Origin of the sequence: Plantactinospora soyae, assembly GCF_014874095.1 — a bacterium.
Taxonomy (GTDB): Bacteria; Actinomycetota; Actinomycetes; order Mycobacteriales; family Micromonosporaceae; genus Plantactinospora; species Plantactinospora soyae.
The window spans coordinates 262,562-277,980 of the sequence record NZ_JADBEB010000001.1; the positions used below are offsets into that span (position 1 = coordinate 262,562).

The 15,419-nt window shown below is 71.2% G+C and carries 11 protein-coding genes; 2 read left to right on the top strand and 9 right to left on the bottom strand.

The window, feature by feature from the left end:
• Nucleotides 1–54: 54 nt before the first annotated feature.
• From H4W31_RS01150 to H4W31_RS01175, 6 genes are all read right to left on the bottom strand, one after another.
• Entirely contained in the window at nt 55–2,085 is a 2,031-nt protein-coding gene (locus tag H4W31_RS01150) for an amylo-alpha-1,6-glucosidase (RefSeq protein ID WP_192764933.1), read from the bottom strand.
• A gap of 5 nt (nt 2,086–2,090) precedes the next feature.
• The gene (locus H4W31_RS01155; protein WP_192764934.1) at nt 2,091–2,537 is read right to left on the bottom strand and encodes an SCP2 sterol-binding domain-containing protein; all 447 of its coding nucleotides are present in this window, start codon (nt 2,535–2,537) and stop codon (nt 2,091–2,093) included.
• Between the two features lie 4 nt (nt 2,538–2,541).
• On the bottom strand, nt 2,542–4,605 hold the full coding sequence (locus H4W31_RS01160) for an amylo-alpha-1,6-glucosidase (RefSeq protein ID WP_192764935.1): 2,064 nt from the start codon (nt 4,603–4,605) through the stop codon (nt 2,542–2,544).
• The gene (locus H4W31_RS01165) at nt 4,602–4,973 is read right to left on the bottom strand and encodes an SCP2 sterol-binding domain-containing protein (RefSeq protein WP_192764936.1); all 372 of its coding nucleotides are present in this window, start codon (nt 4,971–4,973) and stop codon (nt 4,602–4,604) included. The genes H4W31_RS01160 and H4W31_RS01165 overlap by 4 nt, the downstream gene beginning before the upstream one ends.
• A 190-nt stretch (nt 4,974–5,163) precedes the next feature.
• Nucleotides 5,164–5,580 carry a CBS domain-containing protein gene (locus H4W31_RS01170; RefSeq protein ID WP_192764937.1) on the bottom strand — a complete coding sequence of 139 codons (417 nt, stop codon included), beginning with the start codon at nt 5,578–5,580 and terminating at the stop codon, nt 5,164–5,166.
• A gap of 151 nt (nt 5,581–5,731) precedes the next feature.
• Entirely contained in the window at nt 5,732–6,238 is a 507-nt protein-coding gene (locus tag H4W31_RS01175) for a MarR family winged helix-turn-helix transcriptional regulator (RefSeq protein WP_192764938.1), read from the bottom strand.
• A 36-nt stretch (nt 6,239–6,274) separates the two neighbouring features.
• On the opposite strand from H4W31_RS01175, the gene H4W31_RS01180 reads away from it, so the two are divergent.
• A complete protein-coding gene (locus H4W31_RS01180; protein WP_192764939.1) occupies nt 6,275–7,573 on the top strand; it encodes a glycosyltransferase in 1,299 nt (432 codons plus the stop codon).
• Between the two features lie 37 nt (nt 7,574–7,610).
• Here H4W31_RS01180 and H4W31_RS01185 read toward each other — a convergent pair whose 3' ends face one another.
• The 3 genes from H4W31_RS01185 to H4W31_RS01195 all read right to left on the bottom strand — a co-directional run bounded on the left by H4W31_RS01185 (nt 7,611) and on the right by H4W31_RS01195 (nt 11,388).
• Entirely contained in the window at nt 7,611–8,639 is a 1,029-nt protein-coding gene (locus H4W31_RS01185; RefSeq protein WP_192764940.1) for an aspartate-semialdehyde dehydrogenase, read from the bottom strand.
• A gap of 86 nt (nt 8,640–8,725) precedes the next feature.
• On the bottom strand, nt 8,726–10,066 hold the full coding sequence (locus tag H4W31_RS01190; RefSeq protein WP_192771757.1) for a M16 family metallopeptidase: 1,341 nt from the start codon (nt 10,064–10,066) through the stop codon (nt 8,726–8,728).
• A gap of 26 nt (nt 10,067–10,092) precedes the next feature.
• Nucleotides 10,093–11,388: a M16 family metallopeptidase gene (locus tag H4W31_RS01195; protein ID WP_192764941.1), complete on the bottom strand. Its 1,296-nt coding sequence runs from the start codon at nt 11,386–11,388 to the stop codon at nt 10,093–10,095.
• Between the two features lie 318 nt (nt 11,389–11,706).
• On the opposite strand from H4W31_RS01195, the gene H4W31_RS01200 reads away from it, so the two are divergent.
• A complete protein-coding gene (locus H4W31_RS01200) occupies nt 11,707–15,411 on the top strand; it encodes a M12 family metallo-peptidase (RefSeq protein ID WP_225945339.1) in 3,705 nt (1,234 codons plus the stop codon).
• Nucleotides 15,412–15,419 lie beyond the last annotated feature (8 nt).

Here is a 15,419-nt window from a genome sequence, read left to right on the forward strand (position 1 = left end):
GGAGAACTGCCGGCGCGGGCCTTCGACATCTCCGGCGAGCGTCCGAGGGCGGGCTCAGCCGTGCCGAAGATGCTCCCGGCCCCGGCCGAACGCGTCGGTACGACCCCACCGCCCCGGGATGTCGATCAGCTCGATCCGGCCCAGTTCCTCCGGTATCGCCGGATCGATTGTCAGGTGGTCCTCGTGCGGTCGCAGGCCGAGCAGGGTACGCAGCAGCACCAGCGGCGTACCGGCGGACGAGCAGTACGGGCTGCACGCCCGGGGGTACTGCACCGGGTACCTGGTCCGGGCCCGGTCGTAGCCGGCGAACGCCTCCGGCAGCCGGCCACCGAAGTAGCCCGACGCCTCGATCATCGTCATCGCCAGCCGGGCCGCCTCCTCCTCGAAGCCGTACCGGCGCAGTCCGAGCGCGATGATGGAGTTGTCGAACGGCCAGATCGCCCCGGTGTGGTAGCCGAGCGGGTTGTACCGGGCGTGGTCCCGGCTCAGCGTGCGTACTCCCCAGCCGGAGAAGAGCCGGTTCCCGAGCAGGTGCCCGGCCACCTGCCCAGCGCGGGAGTCGTCGACGATTCCGCTCCACAGTAGATGCCCCATGTTCGAGGCGAGGGTGTCGACCTGGCCGCCCTCGGCGTCGAGCGCGAGCGCGTAGAACTGGCCGTCGTCGACCCAGAAGTCCCGGTTGAACCGGACCCGGAGGTCGGCCGCCTCCTGCCGCAACCGGTCCGCGTACGCCGGGTCGTTCCAGAACGTCCGGGCCAGCCGGGCACCGCGCATCCGCGCGTCGTACGCGTAACCCTGTAGCTCGCAGGTGGCCCGGGGATTGCCGGGCAGCCGACCGTCGGCGTACGAGATCGCGTCCGAGGAGTCCTTCCAGCCCTGGTTGTCCAGCCCGCGCGGGCTGCGCCGCTCGTACCAGAGGTAGCCGTCCCCGGTCAGGTCGCCGTACGTGTCCAGCCAGGCGAGCGCCGACCGGGCCTCGAACTCCAGCATCCGTACCGTATCGACGTCACCGGTCCACCGCTCGTACTCGTCGAGCAGGATCACGAACAGCGCGGTGGTGTCCGCCGCGCCGTAGTACGTCGTGTGCGGCCGTTCCTCGAACCCGCCCAGCTCGCCGTAGCGGATCTCGTGCAGGATCTTGCCGGGCTCCTCGTCGCGGAAGTCGTCGATCCGGCCGCCCTGGAGCAGCGAGAGCACCCACAGCGTGCTGCGGGCGATCTCCGGGAGGAACGGCAGGGTCTGCAACCCGGTGATCATGCTGTGCCGGCCGAACAGCGTCATGTACCAGGGCAGTCCGGTCGCGGTCAGCTTCACCTGGCTGGTCAGCCCGACGTACTGCAATGCGGCCAGGTCGATCAGGCTCCGCTGGTACGAGTCCTCCAGTGCCTCCGAGTCGCAGGTGAGCCTGGGTGCCCTGGCCAGCCAGTCGCCGAGTTCCCGCCGCTTCACGGGCCGGTTCTGGGTGTAGCCGCGCAGGTTCTCCCGGACGTCCCGACCGCCGGCTCCCCGGATGACGCCGATCGCCTGGAGCGTGGTGGACCACTGGCCGTGCGCCCCGAGTTCGATCCGGAAGGTGAGCCCGCCCTCATCGACCTCGGCGGGCTCGCTGGACGAGACGATCGTCTCGGCCACGTGCCGGTTCCGCTGGTAGCAGAGCCGCAGCCGGCCGTCCTCGACCGTCGTCACCGCGCGCCCCCGCCTCGGCCGGGCCTCCCTGGCGTCGAACAGGTCGGCGAAGTCGCAGTCGATCTCCATCCGGATCGTCAGCACCACCGACTCGTCCCGGTGGTTGAGTACGGTCAGCCGCTCCTCGAACGAGCCGCTGAGCGACCGGTGCCGGATCACGGACGTCTTCGCGTCCACATAGTGGGTCGGCTCGCCGGGGACCAGGAAGAACCGCGACTCGAAGTACTGGAGGTCGTCGATGGAGAGCGCATGCAGCCGCTCGCCGTCGAGGGTGAGCACCCACTTGGAGAGCAGGCGGGTGTCCCAGGCGAAGAGTCCGGCCGGATAGTCCGGCGACGGGTCGACGTCGCCACGCGTGTCGCTGAGCATGAACGTGTTGCCGTCCAGGATGCTCACCATCTGCTTCACGGTCGGAACTCCCGCCCTCCGGGCCGTACCCGGTTGTCGGGCCGTACCCGGCCCTGGAGTTCGTTCCGGCGGCGCAGTCGTTCCCGGATCCGGTCCCGTGGGTCCTGGGTGCCCGGCGGCGCCGGAAAGGCCCGCCGGAACATCAGCAGCAGCGGCAGATTCCCCTGCACGGTCACGTCGTTGCGGTTGTACGCCGCGACCACCTGCGCCTCGCCGACCGCCAACCGGTCGAACAGCTCCTGGCCGGTGGCCACCACGCAGTCCGCCTCGCGGTTCTCGTGCGACACCAGGACGTTGCCCCGGTTGATCGAGACGAACCAGTGGTTCACCCCGCCGTCCGCCCCCTCCAGGTCGAACCGGATGGTGCCTCTGGCCTTCACCGGCAGGAGGTCCGGTCCGCGCTCTTCGAGGGCGGAGAAGAACTTGGCCGTCGGATCCGCCATCGGATCAGTCCGTCCAGCGCCGGGCCGTGCCGGTGTGCTCGGCGCGGCCCCGGCCGAAGGCGTCGATCAGGCCCCACCGGCCCGGGATGTCCAGCAGTTCCATCCGGCCCATTCCCTCCGGCATCGCCGGGTCGACGACCAGGTGCTCACCGTGCGGCTCCAGGCCGAGCAGCGTCCGGATCAGCAGCATCGGGGTCCCGGTCGACCAGGCCTGCGGGCTACAGGCCGTCGGGTACTGCACCGGATACTTCGTCAACGCCCGGTCGTAGCCGGCGAACGCCTCCGGCAGCCGCCCGTCGAAGTACCGTCCCGCGTCGACCATCGCCTCGGCGATCCGGCCGGACTCCTGCCGGAAGCCGTACCGACGCAGCCCCCAGGCGATCAACGAGTTGTCGAACGGCCAGACCGTGCCGACGTGGTAGCCGATCGGGTTGTAGCGCCCCTCCCCCTGGGCCAGGGTGCGTACCCCCCAGCCGGAGAAGAGCCGCGGTCCGAGCAGGTGCTCGGCCACACTCGCGGCCTTGTCGTCGTCGACGATCCCGCTCCAGAGCAGATGCCCCATGTTCGACGAGAGGGCGTCCACCTGGCCGCCCTCGGTGTCCAGGGCCAGCGCGTAGTACCCGCCGTCGGCTACCCAGAAATCCCGGTTGAACCGCTCCTTGAGCCCCGCCGCCTCCCGCTCCAGCCGGTCGGCGTAGTTCGGGTCGTTCCACACCAGCCGGGCCAGCCGGGCCCCGCGCATCTTCGCGTCGTACGCGTAGCCCTGTAGCTCACAGGTCGCCCGGGGGTACGACGGCAGCCGTCCGTCGGAGTACGAGATCGCGTCCCAGGAGTCCTTCCAGCACTGGTTCTCCAGGCCGTTGCGCAGGTTCCGCCGCTCGAACCAGACGTAACCGTTGCCCAGCAGGTCCCCGTACCGGTCGATCCAGGCCAGCGCGGCCCGTGCCTCGTGTTCCAGGTCGGAGACCAGCCCGACGTCCCCGGTCCAGCGCTCGTACTCGTCGAGCAGGATCACGAAGAGCGCGGTGGAGTCGGCGGAGCCGTAGTACGGCGAGTGGGGCTGCTCCTCGAACGCCGTGGACTCGCCGTACCGGACCTCGTGCATGATCTTCCCCGGCTCACGGTCCCGGAAGTCGTCGAGGGTTATCCCCTGGCTCATCGCGAGATACCGCAGCGTCGGCGCGGCGAGTTCCGGGGTGAACGGCAGGGACTGGAGGCAGGTGATCAGGCTGTCCCGGCCGAACAGGGTCATGAACCAGGGCAGACCGGCGGCCGGCAGCCGGTCCGAGGTGGCCAGCGGCGAGTACCGCAACGCGGCCAGGTCGATCAGACTGCGCTCGTACGTCTCCGTCAGCGGTTCGTTGTCGCTGGTGAGCTTCGGTGCGCGGGCGATCCAGTCATTCAGGTCCTGGCGCATCTCGTCGCTCGTCCGGCTCCGGTGGCGCTGGATGCTGAGCCGGATGTCCCGGCCACCGGCGCCCTCCACCAGGGTTTCCACCCGCAGCTTCGTCTCCCACTGCTGGTGCGCCTCGATCCGCAGCGCGAAGGTCAGCCCGTTCTCGTCGTACTCGGCGGGCGCGGTGGAGGTGATGATCGATTCGCGGCGGAAGGTCTCCCGCTGGTAGCAGAGCCGCAGCCGTCCCTCCTCCACCATCGCGGTGGTGGAGCCGACCTTCTCCTTCACGTCCTTGATCTCGAACAGGTCGGCGAAGTCGCTCTCCACGTTCAGCCGGACCATCACCTCGACCTGCTTGTCCTCGTGGTTGAGGATGGTCAACTCCTCCAGGAAGCTGCCGCCGACCGTACGGTGCCGGATGATCGAGAGCTTCGCGTCGACGTAGTGCGTCGGTTCGCCCGGTACGAGGAAGAACTGCGACTCGTAGTACTGGAGGTCGTCGACGGAGAGGGCGTTCAGCCGTTCCCCGTTGACGGTCAGCTCCCACTTCGACAGGAACCGGGTGTCGAACGAGAACAGCCCGGTCGGGAAGGTCGGCGACGGGTCGATGTCTCCCCGGCTGTCGCTGACCACGAAGGTGTTTCCGTCGAGGATGCTGACCAGGGACTTCATCGACGCCCCCGATCCCGTGCCCAGTGCCGGGGCTCGTGCGCGCCGGGCGGCCCGGGTACGAGGTGGTTCAGATAGCTGTACAAGGTCAGCTTCCCCTCCACGGTGAGCCGGTTGCGCAGCAGCGAGGCGAACGGGTTCGCCCGCCCGCTGGCGATCTCGTTGAAGACGTCCCGGGCGGCCCGGACCGTGCAGTCCGCCGACCGGTCGGTCTGGGTCGCGCTCACGCTTCCCGCGCTCAGCACCAGGAGCCAGGTCTCGACCTCACGCCCCTGCTCCAACTCGAACCGCACCGTCCCACGGATCTTGCCGAGCAGCGGGTCGGGCGGCCGGTGGTTGAGCCCCTCGAAGAACTCGGTGGTCGGATCCATTGCCCCGCCCTCCTCCCGCCGGCCCGGTCGGGCCCGGTCCTGCTGTCCGGAGCGTCCCTCACCAACAGGTGTTCCGGCCTCACCCTGGGCGGGTGAAATCGACCGGCTCGCGCCCGACGCGGTGGCGCCGTGGCCGAGGAACGCGACGGGCCCGGGAACGCCGACGGCGTCACCCGGGCCCGGGACCGAGTCAGTTGTTGGGTTCGTCCGCGCTGATGTCGGCGAGTACGGACTGCGGCTCCCGCTCGACCGCGAGGTCACCCAACGACACCAGGCCGATCAATTTGCCGTCTTCGACCACCGGTAGGCGCCGTACGCCGTACGTCCGCATCAGGTCGGCCGCCGCCACCGCGTCGTCGTACTGCGTCACGGTGACCACGTCCTGGGTCAGGATCTGGTTGAGGGTGGCGTTGGACGCGTCCATCTCCTCGGCCACCCCACGGACCGTGATGTCTCGGTCGGTGACGATACCGATCACGCTGTCCCCATTGGTGACGATCACGTCGCCGATGGCGCTGTCCCGCATCACCCGAGCGGCGGCGGTGAGCGTATCGCCGCCGTCCATGGTCACCAGACGGGTCGTCATGAACTCTCCGACGGTCGTCATCCTGCCTCCCTCTCCTGTCGGCCGCCGCGGTCTACCCGGCTGACATCGGGATAACCCGAACGAGAGGTAAAGACCGCCCGGAGGCGGAGAGCGTCCAGAGGCGGAGAGCGTCGTCCACCATCTCCACCCTCCTGCGCACGGTCGCCCCAACCTACTCCGGACCGGTCGGAGCGGGTGCCGGCCTCCGGTCGGCGAGATCGGCGAGTACCCGTTCGGCCAGGTCGCAGAGGGTGGCGATCTCGGCGGGACGCAGTGCGCCGAACCAGTCCGCGACCGCCGCATGGTCACCGTCGTCCCGGTTCCGCCAGTACTCCCCGTTCGCCTCGGTGGCGACGAGTCGACGGCGGCGCCGGTCGGCCGGATCGGACTCCACCCGGAGCAGGCCCTTGCGGGTGAGCGCGGCGACCAGTTGGGCGACGTTCTGATGGGTGCTGCCCAGTGCGGCGGCCGCCTCGGTCAGGGTCGGTCGGCCGAGCGCGAGGACGGCGGTGAGCAGCGCGGCCTGTTGGGTGGTGAGCCCGTCGGGGCGGAGCCGCTCGTCCATCAGGTAGCGCAGTCGCTGGCCGAGCAGCAGCACCAGCCGGAACGCCCGGACCGGCGGCTCCAGATCCGTGCTGCCGGCTCCGACGTCGAACAGGGGCTTCCCCGACGATGACATGGGCAATATATTACTCATCCAGAGAAGCCCAATATATTGCAGAACTCGGAGGGCATCGGCGTGATCTGCCTGCTTCCGCACTGTGCCTACCTGTCCCAGACCTCCCGGATGCTGGAGATCCATCGCGCGCTCACCGCCCGGGGCGTACCGGTCCGGGTCGCCACCCACGGCGGTACCCACGAACGCGTGCTCGCCCGGGCCGGAGTCGCGTACGACGTGATCGGTCCACCGATGAGCGCCGAGCGCTGTGCCCGCTTCGTACGCGAACAGCCCAGCTCCGGACCGGTGTGGCAGAGCGCCTACAGCGACGACGAACTCCGGGCGTACGTCCGCGCCGAGGTCGACTACTTCCGGGAACACCGGATCTCGGTCGCGGTCACCGGCTTCACCCTCAGCACCGTGCTCTCCACCGGGGCGGCCGGAATCCGACTGGTCACCGAGCACTCCGCCAGTTGGGTACCGCCGGTCCTCGAACGCGGCCTGCTCCCGGTCCCGACCCGGCCGGTCGTACCGGCACTCCGGTTCCTGCCCGGCCCGGTCGTTCGGCGGCTGCTGGGCGCCGCCCCGCCCCGGGTCAACTTCTACTGCGCCGGATTCAACCGGGTCGCCGCCGAACTGGGCCTACCGCCGGTGCCGAGCCTGGCCGCGCTGCTGCTCGGCGATCTCACCCTGGTCACCGAGGCGCCCGAGGTGCTCGGCGTACCGGCGGCGGAGATCGCCGACTGGTCTCCGGCGGGCCGCCGGGGCTACCGGCCGGAGACCCGGCTGCGCTGCACCGGCCCGCTCTTCGCCCACCTCGACATCCCGGTGCCGTCCCGGGTGGACCAGTTCCTGAACCGCCCCGGGCCGGTGGTCTACCTGGCCATCACCTCCAGCCCGGCCGAACTGGTCCGCGCGGTGGTCCGCGCCCTCGGCGTGCTGGATGCCCGGGTGCTGGTCGCCGCGACCGTGCACGACCTCGGCGATCTCGAAGGCCCCCGGGTCATGGTCGGCGGCGTGCTGCCCAGCCACCTGATCATGCCCCGGGTGGATCTCGCGATCACCGCAGGTGGGCAGGGCAGCGTGCAGACCGCGATGGCCGGCGGCACCCCGCTGCTCGGCCTGCCGCTCCAACTCGAACAGGAACTCAACATCAGCCTGGTCGAGCGCCTCGGCGCGGCACGCCGGGTGGCGCTGCGGCACGCCGGCACCGCCGAACTCGCCGACACCGCCCGCGCGATGCTGGCCGATCAGCGATACCGCAAGGCGGCGGAACGCATCCGGGACCGCTACGCCGGCATCGACGGCCCGGCCAACGCCGCCGAGGCCATCATCGAGTACGCCGGAGCCCGCTGAGTCGCACCGTTCCCCGATCCCGCCCACCGCCCACGGCCTACCGCCGAAGCTCGCCGGCCACCAGTTCGGCGATCTGTACCGCGTTCAGCGCCGCCCCCTTGCGGAGATTGTCGTTGGAGCAGAAGAACGACAGCCCGTGTTCCACCGTCTCGTCGGCGCGGACCCGGCCGACGTACGTCGGATCCTGGCCGGCCGCCAGCAGCGGGGTCGGTACGTCCGCCAGCGCCACCCCCGGCGCCCCGGCCCACAGCTCACGGGCCCGCTCCGGGCTCACCGACCGGGCGAACCGGGCGTTGACCTGCAACGAGTGCCCGGTGAACACCGGCACCCGGACACAGGTCCCGGAGACCCGCAGATCCGGAATCTCCAGGATCTTGCGGCTCTCGTTGCGGAGCTTCTGTTCCTCGTCGGTCTCGCCCGAGCCGTCGTCGACGATCGACCCGGCCAGCGGAAGGACGTTGAAGGCGATCGGTGCGGTGTACACCCGGGGGGCGGGGAACTCCACCGCCCGGCCGTCGAAGGCGAGCGCGCTGGCGCCGTCGGCCACCTTGCGGACCTGCTCGTCCAGCTCGGCCACCCCGGCCAGGCCGGACCCGGACACCGCCTGATAGGTCGTCACCACCATGCCGACCAGTCCGGCCTCGGCGTGCAACGGCCGCAGCACCGGCATCGCGGCCATCGTGGTGCAGTTGGGGTTGGCGATGATGCCCCGGGGACGTACGGCCGCCGCGTGCGGGTTGACCTCGGCGACCACCAGCGGCACCTCGGGGTCCATCCGCCAGGCCGACGAGTTGTCGATCACCACGGCGCCGGCCGCGGCGACCCGGGGGGCGAGGTCCCGGCTCGTGCCCTTTCCAGCCGAGAAGAGCGCGATGTCCAGGTCGCCGTAGTCAGCGGTCTCGGCGTCCTCCACCACGACCTCGCCGTCCCGCCACGGCAGCGCCCGACCCGCCGACCGCGCCGAGGCGAACAGCCGGAGCCGCTCGACCGGAAACTGGCGCTCGGCAAGTATCTGCCGCATCACGCCACCGACCTGGCCGGTGGCCCCCACAATGCCGATCCTCATACCCGCGAGGCTACCCAGCCTCCCGGACCGTCCCGCAACGAGATTCCCGGGTACCGGCCACCGTCCCTGCCGATCCGCGCGATCGGTCAGCGGGGAGCGTCGACGACCTCGCCGAGACCGGTGGCGGTCAACTCGTCCCGGATCATCGCCGCGTCGCCCTCGATCACCAAAGTCAGCCCCTGCGGATGCAGATGCGTCGCGGCCGCCGCCGACACCTCCGGCTCCTCGGCCGACAGGAACTGCTCGTGCAACGTCGCGTGGTAGTCGTCCGGCAGGTCGTGCACCACCAGCGTGGCCAGGGCGTTGGCGATGGCCCGGGGAGTCTGCAGGTCCACCGAGAGCTGCCCGGCCCGCCATGCGCGGGCGACCGCCAGCTCCGCCTCGGTCACTCCGCCGTCCTGGGTACGGGTGATCTCGCCGACCGCGTCCACCAGGGCCGGCGCGGTCACCGCGGTCTGCACCCCGGAGCTGACCACGAACCGCCCGAACCGCCGCGAGTGACCGAACTCGGACCTGATCCCGTACGTGTAGCCGCGTACCTCGCGGATCAGGTGGTTCAGTCGCGAGGTGAACGCACCGCCGAGAACCGTGGCGGCGAGCGTCATCGGTACGTAGTCAGGGTGCCCCCGGTGCGGTCCGACGTGCCCGAGCCGCAGGGTGGACTGCACCGAGCCGGGCCGGTCGACCAGGATGATCCGCCGCTGCGCGGGTACCTGCACGGCGAGGGTGCCACCGGCCGGCTCAGCCACCCCGGAGGTGCCGGCGAACGCCGTCGTACCGAGCACGTCGAGATCGATCCGGTCGAGGTCGCCGACGACGAGCAGGGTGCCCGGTCGGGTCAGCCAGTCGGCCTGGTAACCGGTCACGTCGTCCACGGTGATCGCGGCGACCGACTCGGGGTCACCGTCCATCGGCCGGCCGAACCGCTGATCGGCCCCGAACAGGTCGGCGCGGAGCGCCGCGTCGGCCCGTGGCCCCGGGTTGGCCCAGTACATCCGCAGCGCGGTGACCTCGTCGTCGCGTACCCGGATGACGTCGGCCGGATCGAACCGTGGGGTCCGGACGGCCTCCGTCAGCATCTCCACCGCGGCCGGCAGCCGGTCCACCGAGACCTGGACGCTGACCTGGAAGACGTCCCAGTCCGCGGCGATGGCGAGTTCGGTGCCCAGACCCTCCAACGCCAGCGCGTAGGCCGTGGAGTCGCGTCGGGTAGTCCCCTCCTCCAGCGCCTTCGCCACCACACCGGACAGTCCCTCCCGGCCGAGCGGCTCCCGTCCGGCGCCCGCTTCGAGCAGCAGCGCCGCGACGGCGAGATTCTGCCCGGGCAGGTGGGCGGCGACCACGTTCCCGCCGGCCACGGCCCGCCGGACAACCCGTGGGAAGAGGAACGGCCGGGCGATCCCGGTCGGCGGCCGCTCGGTGACCAGGACCGGACTTCCGTCGCGCTGCTCGCTCACGCCGTTCCCTCTTTCTCCGGCAGGTAGGTCAGGGTCGCCCGGTCCTCGGGACCGAGCAGCTCGGCGGCCAACTGGGTCACCTGGTCGGCGGTGACCGCGAGCCAGCCCGACAGCCGGTCCCCGGCCCGGCCCGGGTCACCGAGCTGGGTGGCGTGCCGGCCGAGAATGTCGGCCCGGCCGTCGACCGAGGCGAGCTGCCGCCACCAGGCGGTGGTGAGCAGCGCCCGGGCCCGGTCCAGCTCGGCGTCGGCCACCCCGTCGGCGACCTCGTCCAGCACCTCGGTCAGTCCCGCCTCCACCTGCTCGGCGGTGACACCGTCCCGGGCGGTGGCGGTGACGATCAACGGCGCGGGCGCGTGCGCCAGGTCGATCCCGAACGCGCTGATGCTGTCCGGCTGGACGAGCCGCGCGCCGTCGGCGAGCCGTTGGTAGAGCCGGCTGCCCCGGCCGCTGCCCAGGATCGTGGCCAGTACGGTCACCGCGTCGTAGCCCGGGCCGCCGAACGGATGGGTCCGGTGCGCCAGGTAGACCCTCGGCGCCGGTACGTCGGTGGTCACGGTCTCGCGGACCGGTACGCCGGTCGCCGGCACCACCCGCCCGTCCGGTGCCGCCGGGATGTCCGGCCGGGGCGGCAGACCGCCGAAGTACCGCTCGGCCAGCCCGAACACCTCCTGGGGCGAGGCGTCCCCGACCACGGTCAGCACCGCGTTGTTCGGCGCGTAGTAGGTGGTGTGGAACGCCTGGAAGGTGGCCAGGTCGGCGGCGTCCAGATCGGCCATCGAACCGATGGTCGCGTGGTGGTACGGATGCCCCGGTGGATAGAGCAGCGGAAGCAGCCGGAGCCACGCGTCGCCGTACGGCACGTTCTCGTACCGCTGGCGCCGCTCGTTCTTCACCACCTCGCGCTGGTTGTCCAGCGTCTCCTGGGTCAGCGCCGGCACCAGGCCACCCATCCGGTCCGCCTCCAGCCAGATGGCGAGGGCCAGGTGCTCGGACGGCAGCGTCTCGAAGTAGTTGGTCCGGTCCGGGTTGGTGGTGGCGTTCAGCGACCCGCCGGACCCCTGGACCAACCGCATGTGCTCGGTCTTGGCCACGTTGACCGAGCCCTCGAACATCAGGTGCTCGAACAGGTGGGCGAATCCCGTCTGGCCCTCGGGTTCGTGCCGTGAGCCGACGTCGTACCAGAGGTTGACCGCGACGACGGAGGCGCTGCGGTCCTCGCTGACCACCACGCGCAGGCCGTTGTCCAGCCGGGCGGTCTCGATCGGCCAGGGGTAACCGGTCTCGGGCATGGGCACGACGCTATCCGATCGACCGTCCGCGCCGGGGGTAACCCCGCCGGTCGGAGCGCCGGTTGTCATCCCCATGGCCGCCCGGCTCGACCGTCGTCCATCTCGGCAGGTGGCCCGGGAGGTCGCCGCGCCGACCCGGGGAGTCGGCACAGTGGCCGGTGTCAGATCCGCGATCAGCGGGGCGAAGAGGCTATCCACAGCCCCGTCCGGGCGCATATCGTTCGCCAGACCCCCGCAATTGATCAATGGTTTGCCTGGGTGACAGAGACGCGCCCGCGAGATCGGCCGGCGCGCAGGAGCAGTCCCAAGGAGACAGAGTTGACCATTCCCTCGTTACCCGCCGCCGAGGGCGGCCGGGTGGCGCCGCGCCGCCGCCTGGCCGCCATCGCGGTCGCCGCGCTGGCAGCCGGCGTACTGCCGGTGCTGACCACCCCCACACCCGCCGCCGCCGCACCCCCGTCCGGCAACTACTGGGCCAAGCTGGGCGAGAACTCGGCCGCCAGGGCCGCCGGTCCCACCGACATCCGGGCCAGCCGGTACACCGGTTACACCCTCGACCGGGCCGGCCTGGCCTCGGCGCTGGACCGGGCGCCACAGGAACGGATCGCGGCCGCCGACGCCGACGCGCTCGTCGTGTCGCTGCCCACTCCGGACGGCGAATTCCAGCGCTTCGAGCTGGTGGACTCGCCGGTGATGGCGCCCGGCCTCGCCGCCCGGCACCCGGAGATCCGGACGTACGCCGGCAAGGGGCTGGACGATCCGACCGCGAGGGTCCGGGCCGACCTCACCCCGCTGGGCTTCCACGCCTCGGTCCGCTCCGAGCACGGCGTCTGGTACGTCGACCCGTACAGCCGGCAGGACCAGAGCCGGTACGCCAGCTACTACGTCAAGGACAGCGTCAACCCGGACGCCCCGTTCGCGGAGCGTGAGGACGTCGCCAGTACCGCCGAGGCGCTCGCCGACGACGTCGGGTCCGCCCCGTCGACCACGGCCGGCGGAGACGTCCAACTGCGGACGTACCGGCTCGCCCTGGTGACCGACCCGTCCTACGCCACCTACTTCGGCCCGGAGAACGTCACCGCGGCCAAGGTGACGTTGGTGAACCGGGTCACCCAGATCTACGAGGACGAGACCGCGATCCGGCTGGTACTGGTCGACGAGACCGACAAGACCAACCTGAACACCTCGGCCGAGGCGATCGGCGCGAACGGCCCGTGCGGTATCGCCCCCTGTTACACGGCGGCACAGCTCACCTCCTGCGGCAGCGGCACGCTGAGCCGCAACCAGATCGTGCTCGGCCAGCTCGTCGGCGCCGGAAACTACGACGTCGGGCACATCGGCCTCGGCGTCAACGGCGGCGGGATCGCCGGGCTGGGCGTGGTCGGCGGGGCCAACAAGGCACGCGGCTGCACCGGCCTGCCGACCCCGGTCGGTGACTTCTTCGCCGTCGACTACGTGGCGCACGAGATCGGGCACCAGTTCGCCGGCAACCACACCTTCAACGGCACCCAGTGGAACTGCTCCGGCGGAAACCGCAGCGCCGCCAACTCGTACGAGCCGGGCAGCGGTTCGTCGATCATGGCGTACGCCGGGATCTGTCAGCAGGACAACCTGCAACCGCACAGCGACCCGTACTGGTCGCAGCGCAGCTACACCGAGATCACCAGTTACATCACGTCGAACCGTCCCGCGATCAACGAGGTGCAGAACGTCTCGCTGCGCGACTTCGACACCGCCGGTGACTCGTTCACGATCAGCTACGCGGGCGGGGAGTCCGCGCCGATCGTCCGGGGCGGCAACTACACCACCGGTGGGATCAAGGCCGCCATCGAGGCGATCCCGGGCTGGCCGGCCGGCGCCATGGTCGGCGTCGCGGCGTTCGGCGGCACCGGAGTACTCGACGACACCGGTTTCCAGGTCACCTTCGCCAGTGGACCGGTCGCGGCCACCAACGTCGGCGCGCTCGCCGTCACCGCCGGCACCGGCGCGTCCGGCTTCGTCGGCGAGACGGCCAAGGGCGGCGCGGTGGACAACGGTGGCTGGAAGGTCGAGGAGACCGCCAACCACGCCCCGGTGGTCACCGTTCCGGCCGCGTACACCATCCCGGTCCGTACGCCGTTCGCGCTGACCGGTGGCGCCACCGACGCGGACGGCGACACGCTGACGTACCTGTGGGAGCAGAACGACCGAGGGGCCGCCGCCGGAACCGCGCTGGTCAGCAACAGCAAGGTCAACGGTCCGCTGTTCCGCCAGTTCGGCACGGCGGCGATCGTCAGCCCGACCGACACCCTGGAGTACCACTCCCCCGGGTTGAACGCGGTGACCACCAACCCCACCCGGGTCTTCCCCGACCTGGTGCAGATCGCGAGGAACAACACCAACGCCAGGACCGGGACCTGCCCGGCCGCGCCGCCGGTTCCGCCGACCGGCGGAGCCAGCAACGTCCCGCCGGAGGTCGTCGACTGCTACTCGGAGTTCCTGCCCACCGCCGCCTGGACCGGCTTCACCGGTGACCGGACCCTGCACTTCCGGCTCACCGCCCGGGACGCCCGCCCCGGCGGCGGCGGCATCGGCAGCGCCGACACGGCACTGACCCTCGCCCCGGCCGCCGGCCCGTTCCTGGTCACCTCGCAGTCCTCCGGCGAGGCCGTCACCGGCGGCACCGCGCTACCGGTGAGCTGGGACGTGGCCGGCACCGACGCCGCACCGATCGGCGTCAGCGAGGTGAAGATCTCGCTCTCCGTCGACGGCGGAAACACCTTCCCGCACGTGCTGGCCGAACGGACCGCCAACGACGGCACCGAGACGGTGAGCCTGCCGAACGTCGGCGCGAAGGCGGCCCGGATCAAGGTGGAGGCGGTCGGCAACGTCTTCTTCGACCTGAACGACGCCGACTTCGCGCTCCGGGCCGGGCCGGAGGTCACCCTCGACCCACCGGCCCAGGTCGTGACGGTCCAGTACAGCGACCCCGTGGTACCGGAGGTCCAGGTCCGGGCGACCGACCCGGACGGCACCGCGGCCGGGCTCACCGCGACCGCCACCGGGCTTCCCACCGGCCTGGTCCTGGGCGGCGGCAAGGCACCGGACGAACCGGACACGGCCCCCGGTACCGCCGTCTGGGGCATCGTCGGGAACAACCGGGCGACCCCTGGCGACTACCCGGTGACGGTGACCGTCTCCGACGCCGACGGACTGACCGGGACCGTCTCGTTCCTGATCCGGGTCGTGCCGGAGCAGGCCGAGGTGACGTACACCGGCGACAGCCTGACGTCCGGCAAGACCGCCGCCGGCACGCCCGTCCTGCTCCAGGCCACCCTCCGGGAGGTCTCGCCGTACACCGGGCCCGAACCGTGGCCGGGTGACGTCGGCACCGCGACGGTGACCTTCGCGGCCGGCAGTCGCACGCTCTGCACGGACGTGCCGGCCCCGCTCGGTACGCCCGACTTCGCCGCCGTGGCCAGCTGTACGGCGACCCTGCCGACCGGCGGCCACGACGTCACCGTCACGCTCGGCGGCAACTACGCGGGCAGCACCTCGGCCCGGGTCGAGGTGGCCCGGCCGGACACCCGGGTGGTGCTCGGCGGCGGTTCGGTGACCCCGACCCGGTCCGCCGGGGCGTACCCGGTGGATCCGAAGTCCCGGGCCGACTTCACGGTGCTCGTCGCGCAGACCCCACTCGGCGGCACCGGTACGGCGACCCTGTCGTTCCGCTCCGAGGGCCGGAAGTACGAGATCCGCGGCGTCGGCCTCGACTCGTTCGGCGTACGGTCCAGCGGCGGCACCGACCGGCTGGACCTGCGTACCCGGGCCGGCCTGTACGACGTCACCGATCCCCGCCGCACGGTAACGGTGGCCACCGGACTCACCCTCCGGGTCACCGGCACCGACCGTGGCCTGCTCAGTGGGAAGGACGGCATCGGGGTCACCCTGACCGAGGGTGACCGGCTACTCCTCTCCACCGACTGGACCGGGCTGACCACGCAGGAGATCAACCTGACCGGCGGGACCCTCCTGGTCCTGTGAGTTATGGG

What these genes read in the sequence shown, in the direction of transcription:
- H4W31_RS01160 (WP_192764935.1), bottom strand. Translation starts at nt 4,605, where the DNA reads ATGAAGTCCCTGGTCAGCATCCTCGACGGAAACACCTTCGTGGTCAGC.
- H4W31_RS01155 (WP_192764934.1), bottom strand. Translation starts at nt 2,537, where the DNA reads ATGGCGGATCCGACGGCCAAGTTCTTCTCCGCCCTCGAAGAGCGCGGA.
- H4W31_RS01185 (WP_192764940.1), bottom strand. Translation starts at nt 8,639, where the DNA reads ATGAGGATCGGCATTGTGGGGGCCACCGGCCAGGTCGGTGGCGTGATG.
- H4W31_RS01165 (WP_192764936.1), bottom strand. Translation starts at nt 4,973, where the DNA reads ATGGATCCGACCACCGAGTTCTTCGAGGGGCTCAACCACCGGCCGCCC.
- H4W31_RS01170 (WP_192764937.1), bottom strand. Translation starts at nt 5,580, where the DNA reads ATGACGACCGTCGGAGAGTTCATGACGACCCGTCTGGTGACCATGGAC.
- H4W31_RS01150 (WP_192764933.1), bottom strand. Translation starts at nt 2,085, where the DNA reads ATGGTGAGCATCCTGGACGGCAACACGTTCATGCTCAGCGACACGCGT.
- H4W31_RS01175 (WP_192764938.1), bottom strand. Translation starts at nt 6,238, where the DNA reads ATGTCATCGTCGGGGAAGCCCCTGTTCGACGTCGGAGCCGGCAGCACG.
- H4W31_RS01195 (WP_192764941.1), bottom strand. Translation starts at nt 11,388, where the DNA reads ATGCCCGAGACCGGTTACCCCTGGCCGATCGAGACCGCCCGGCTGGAC.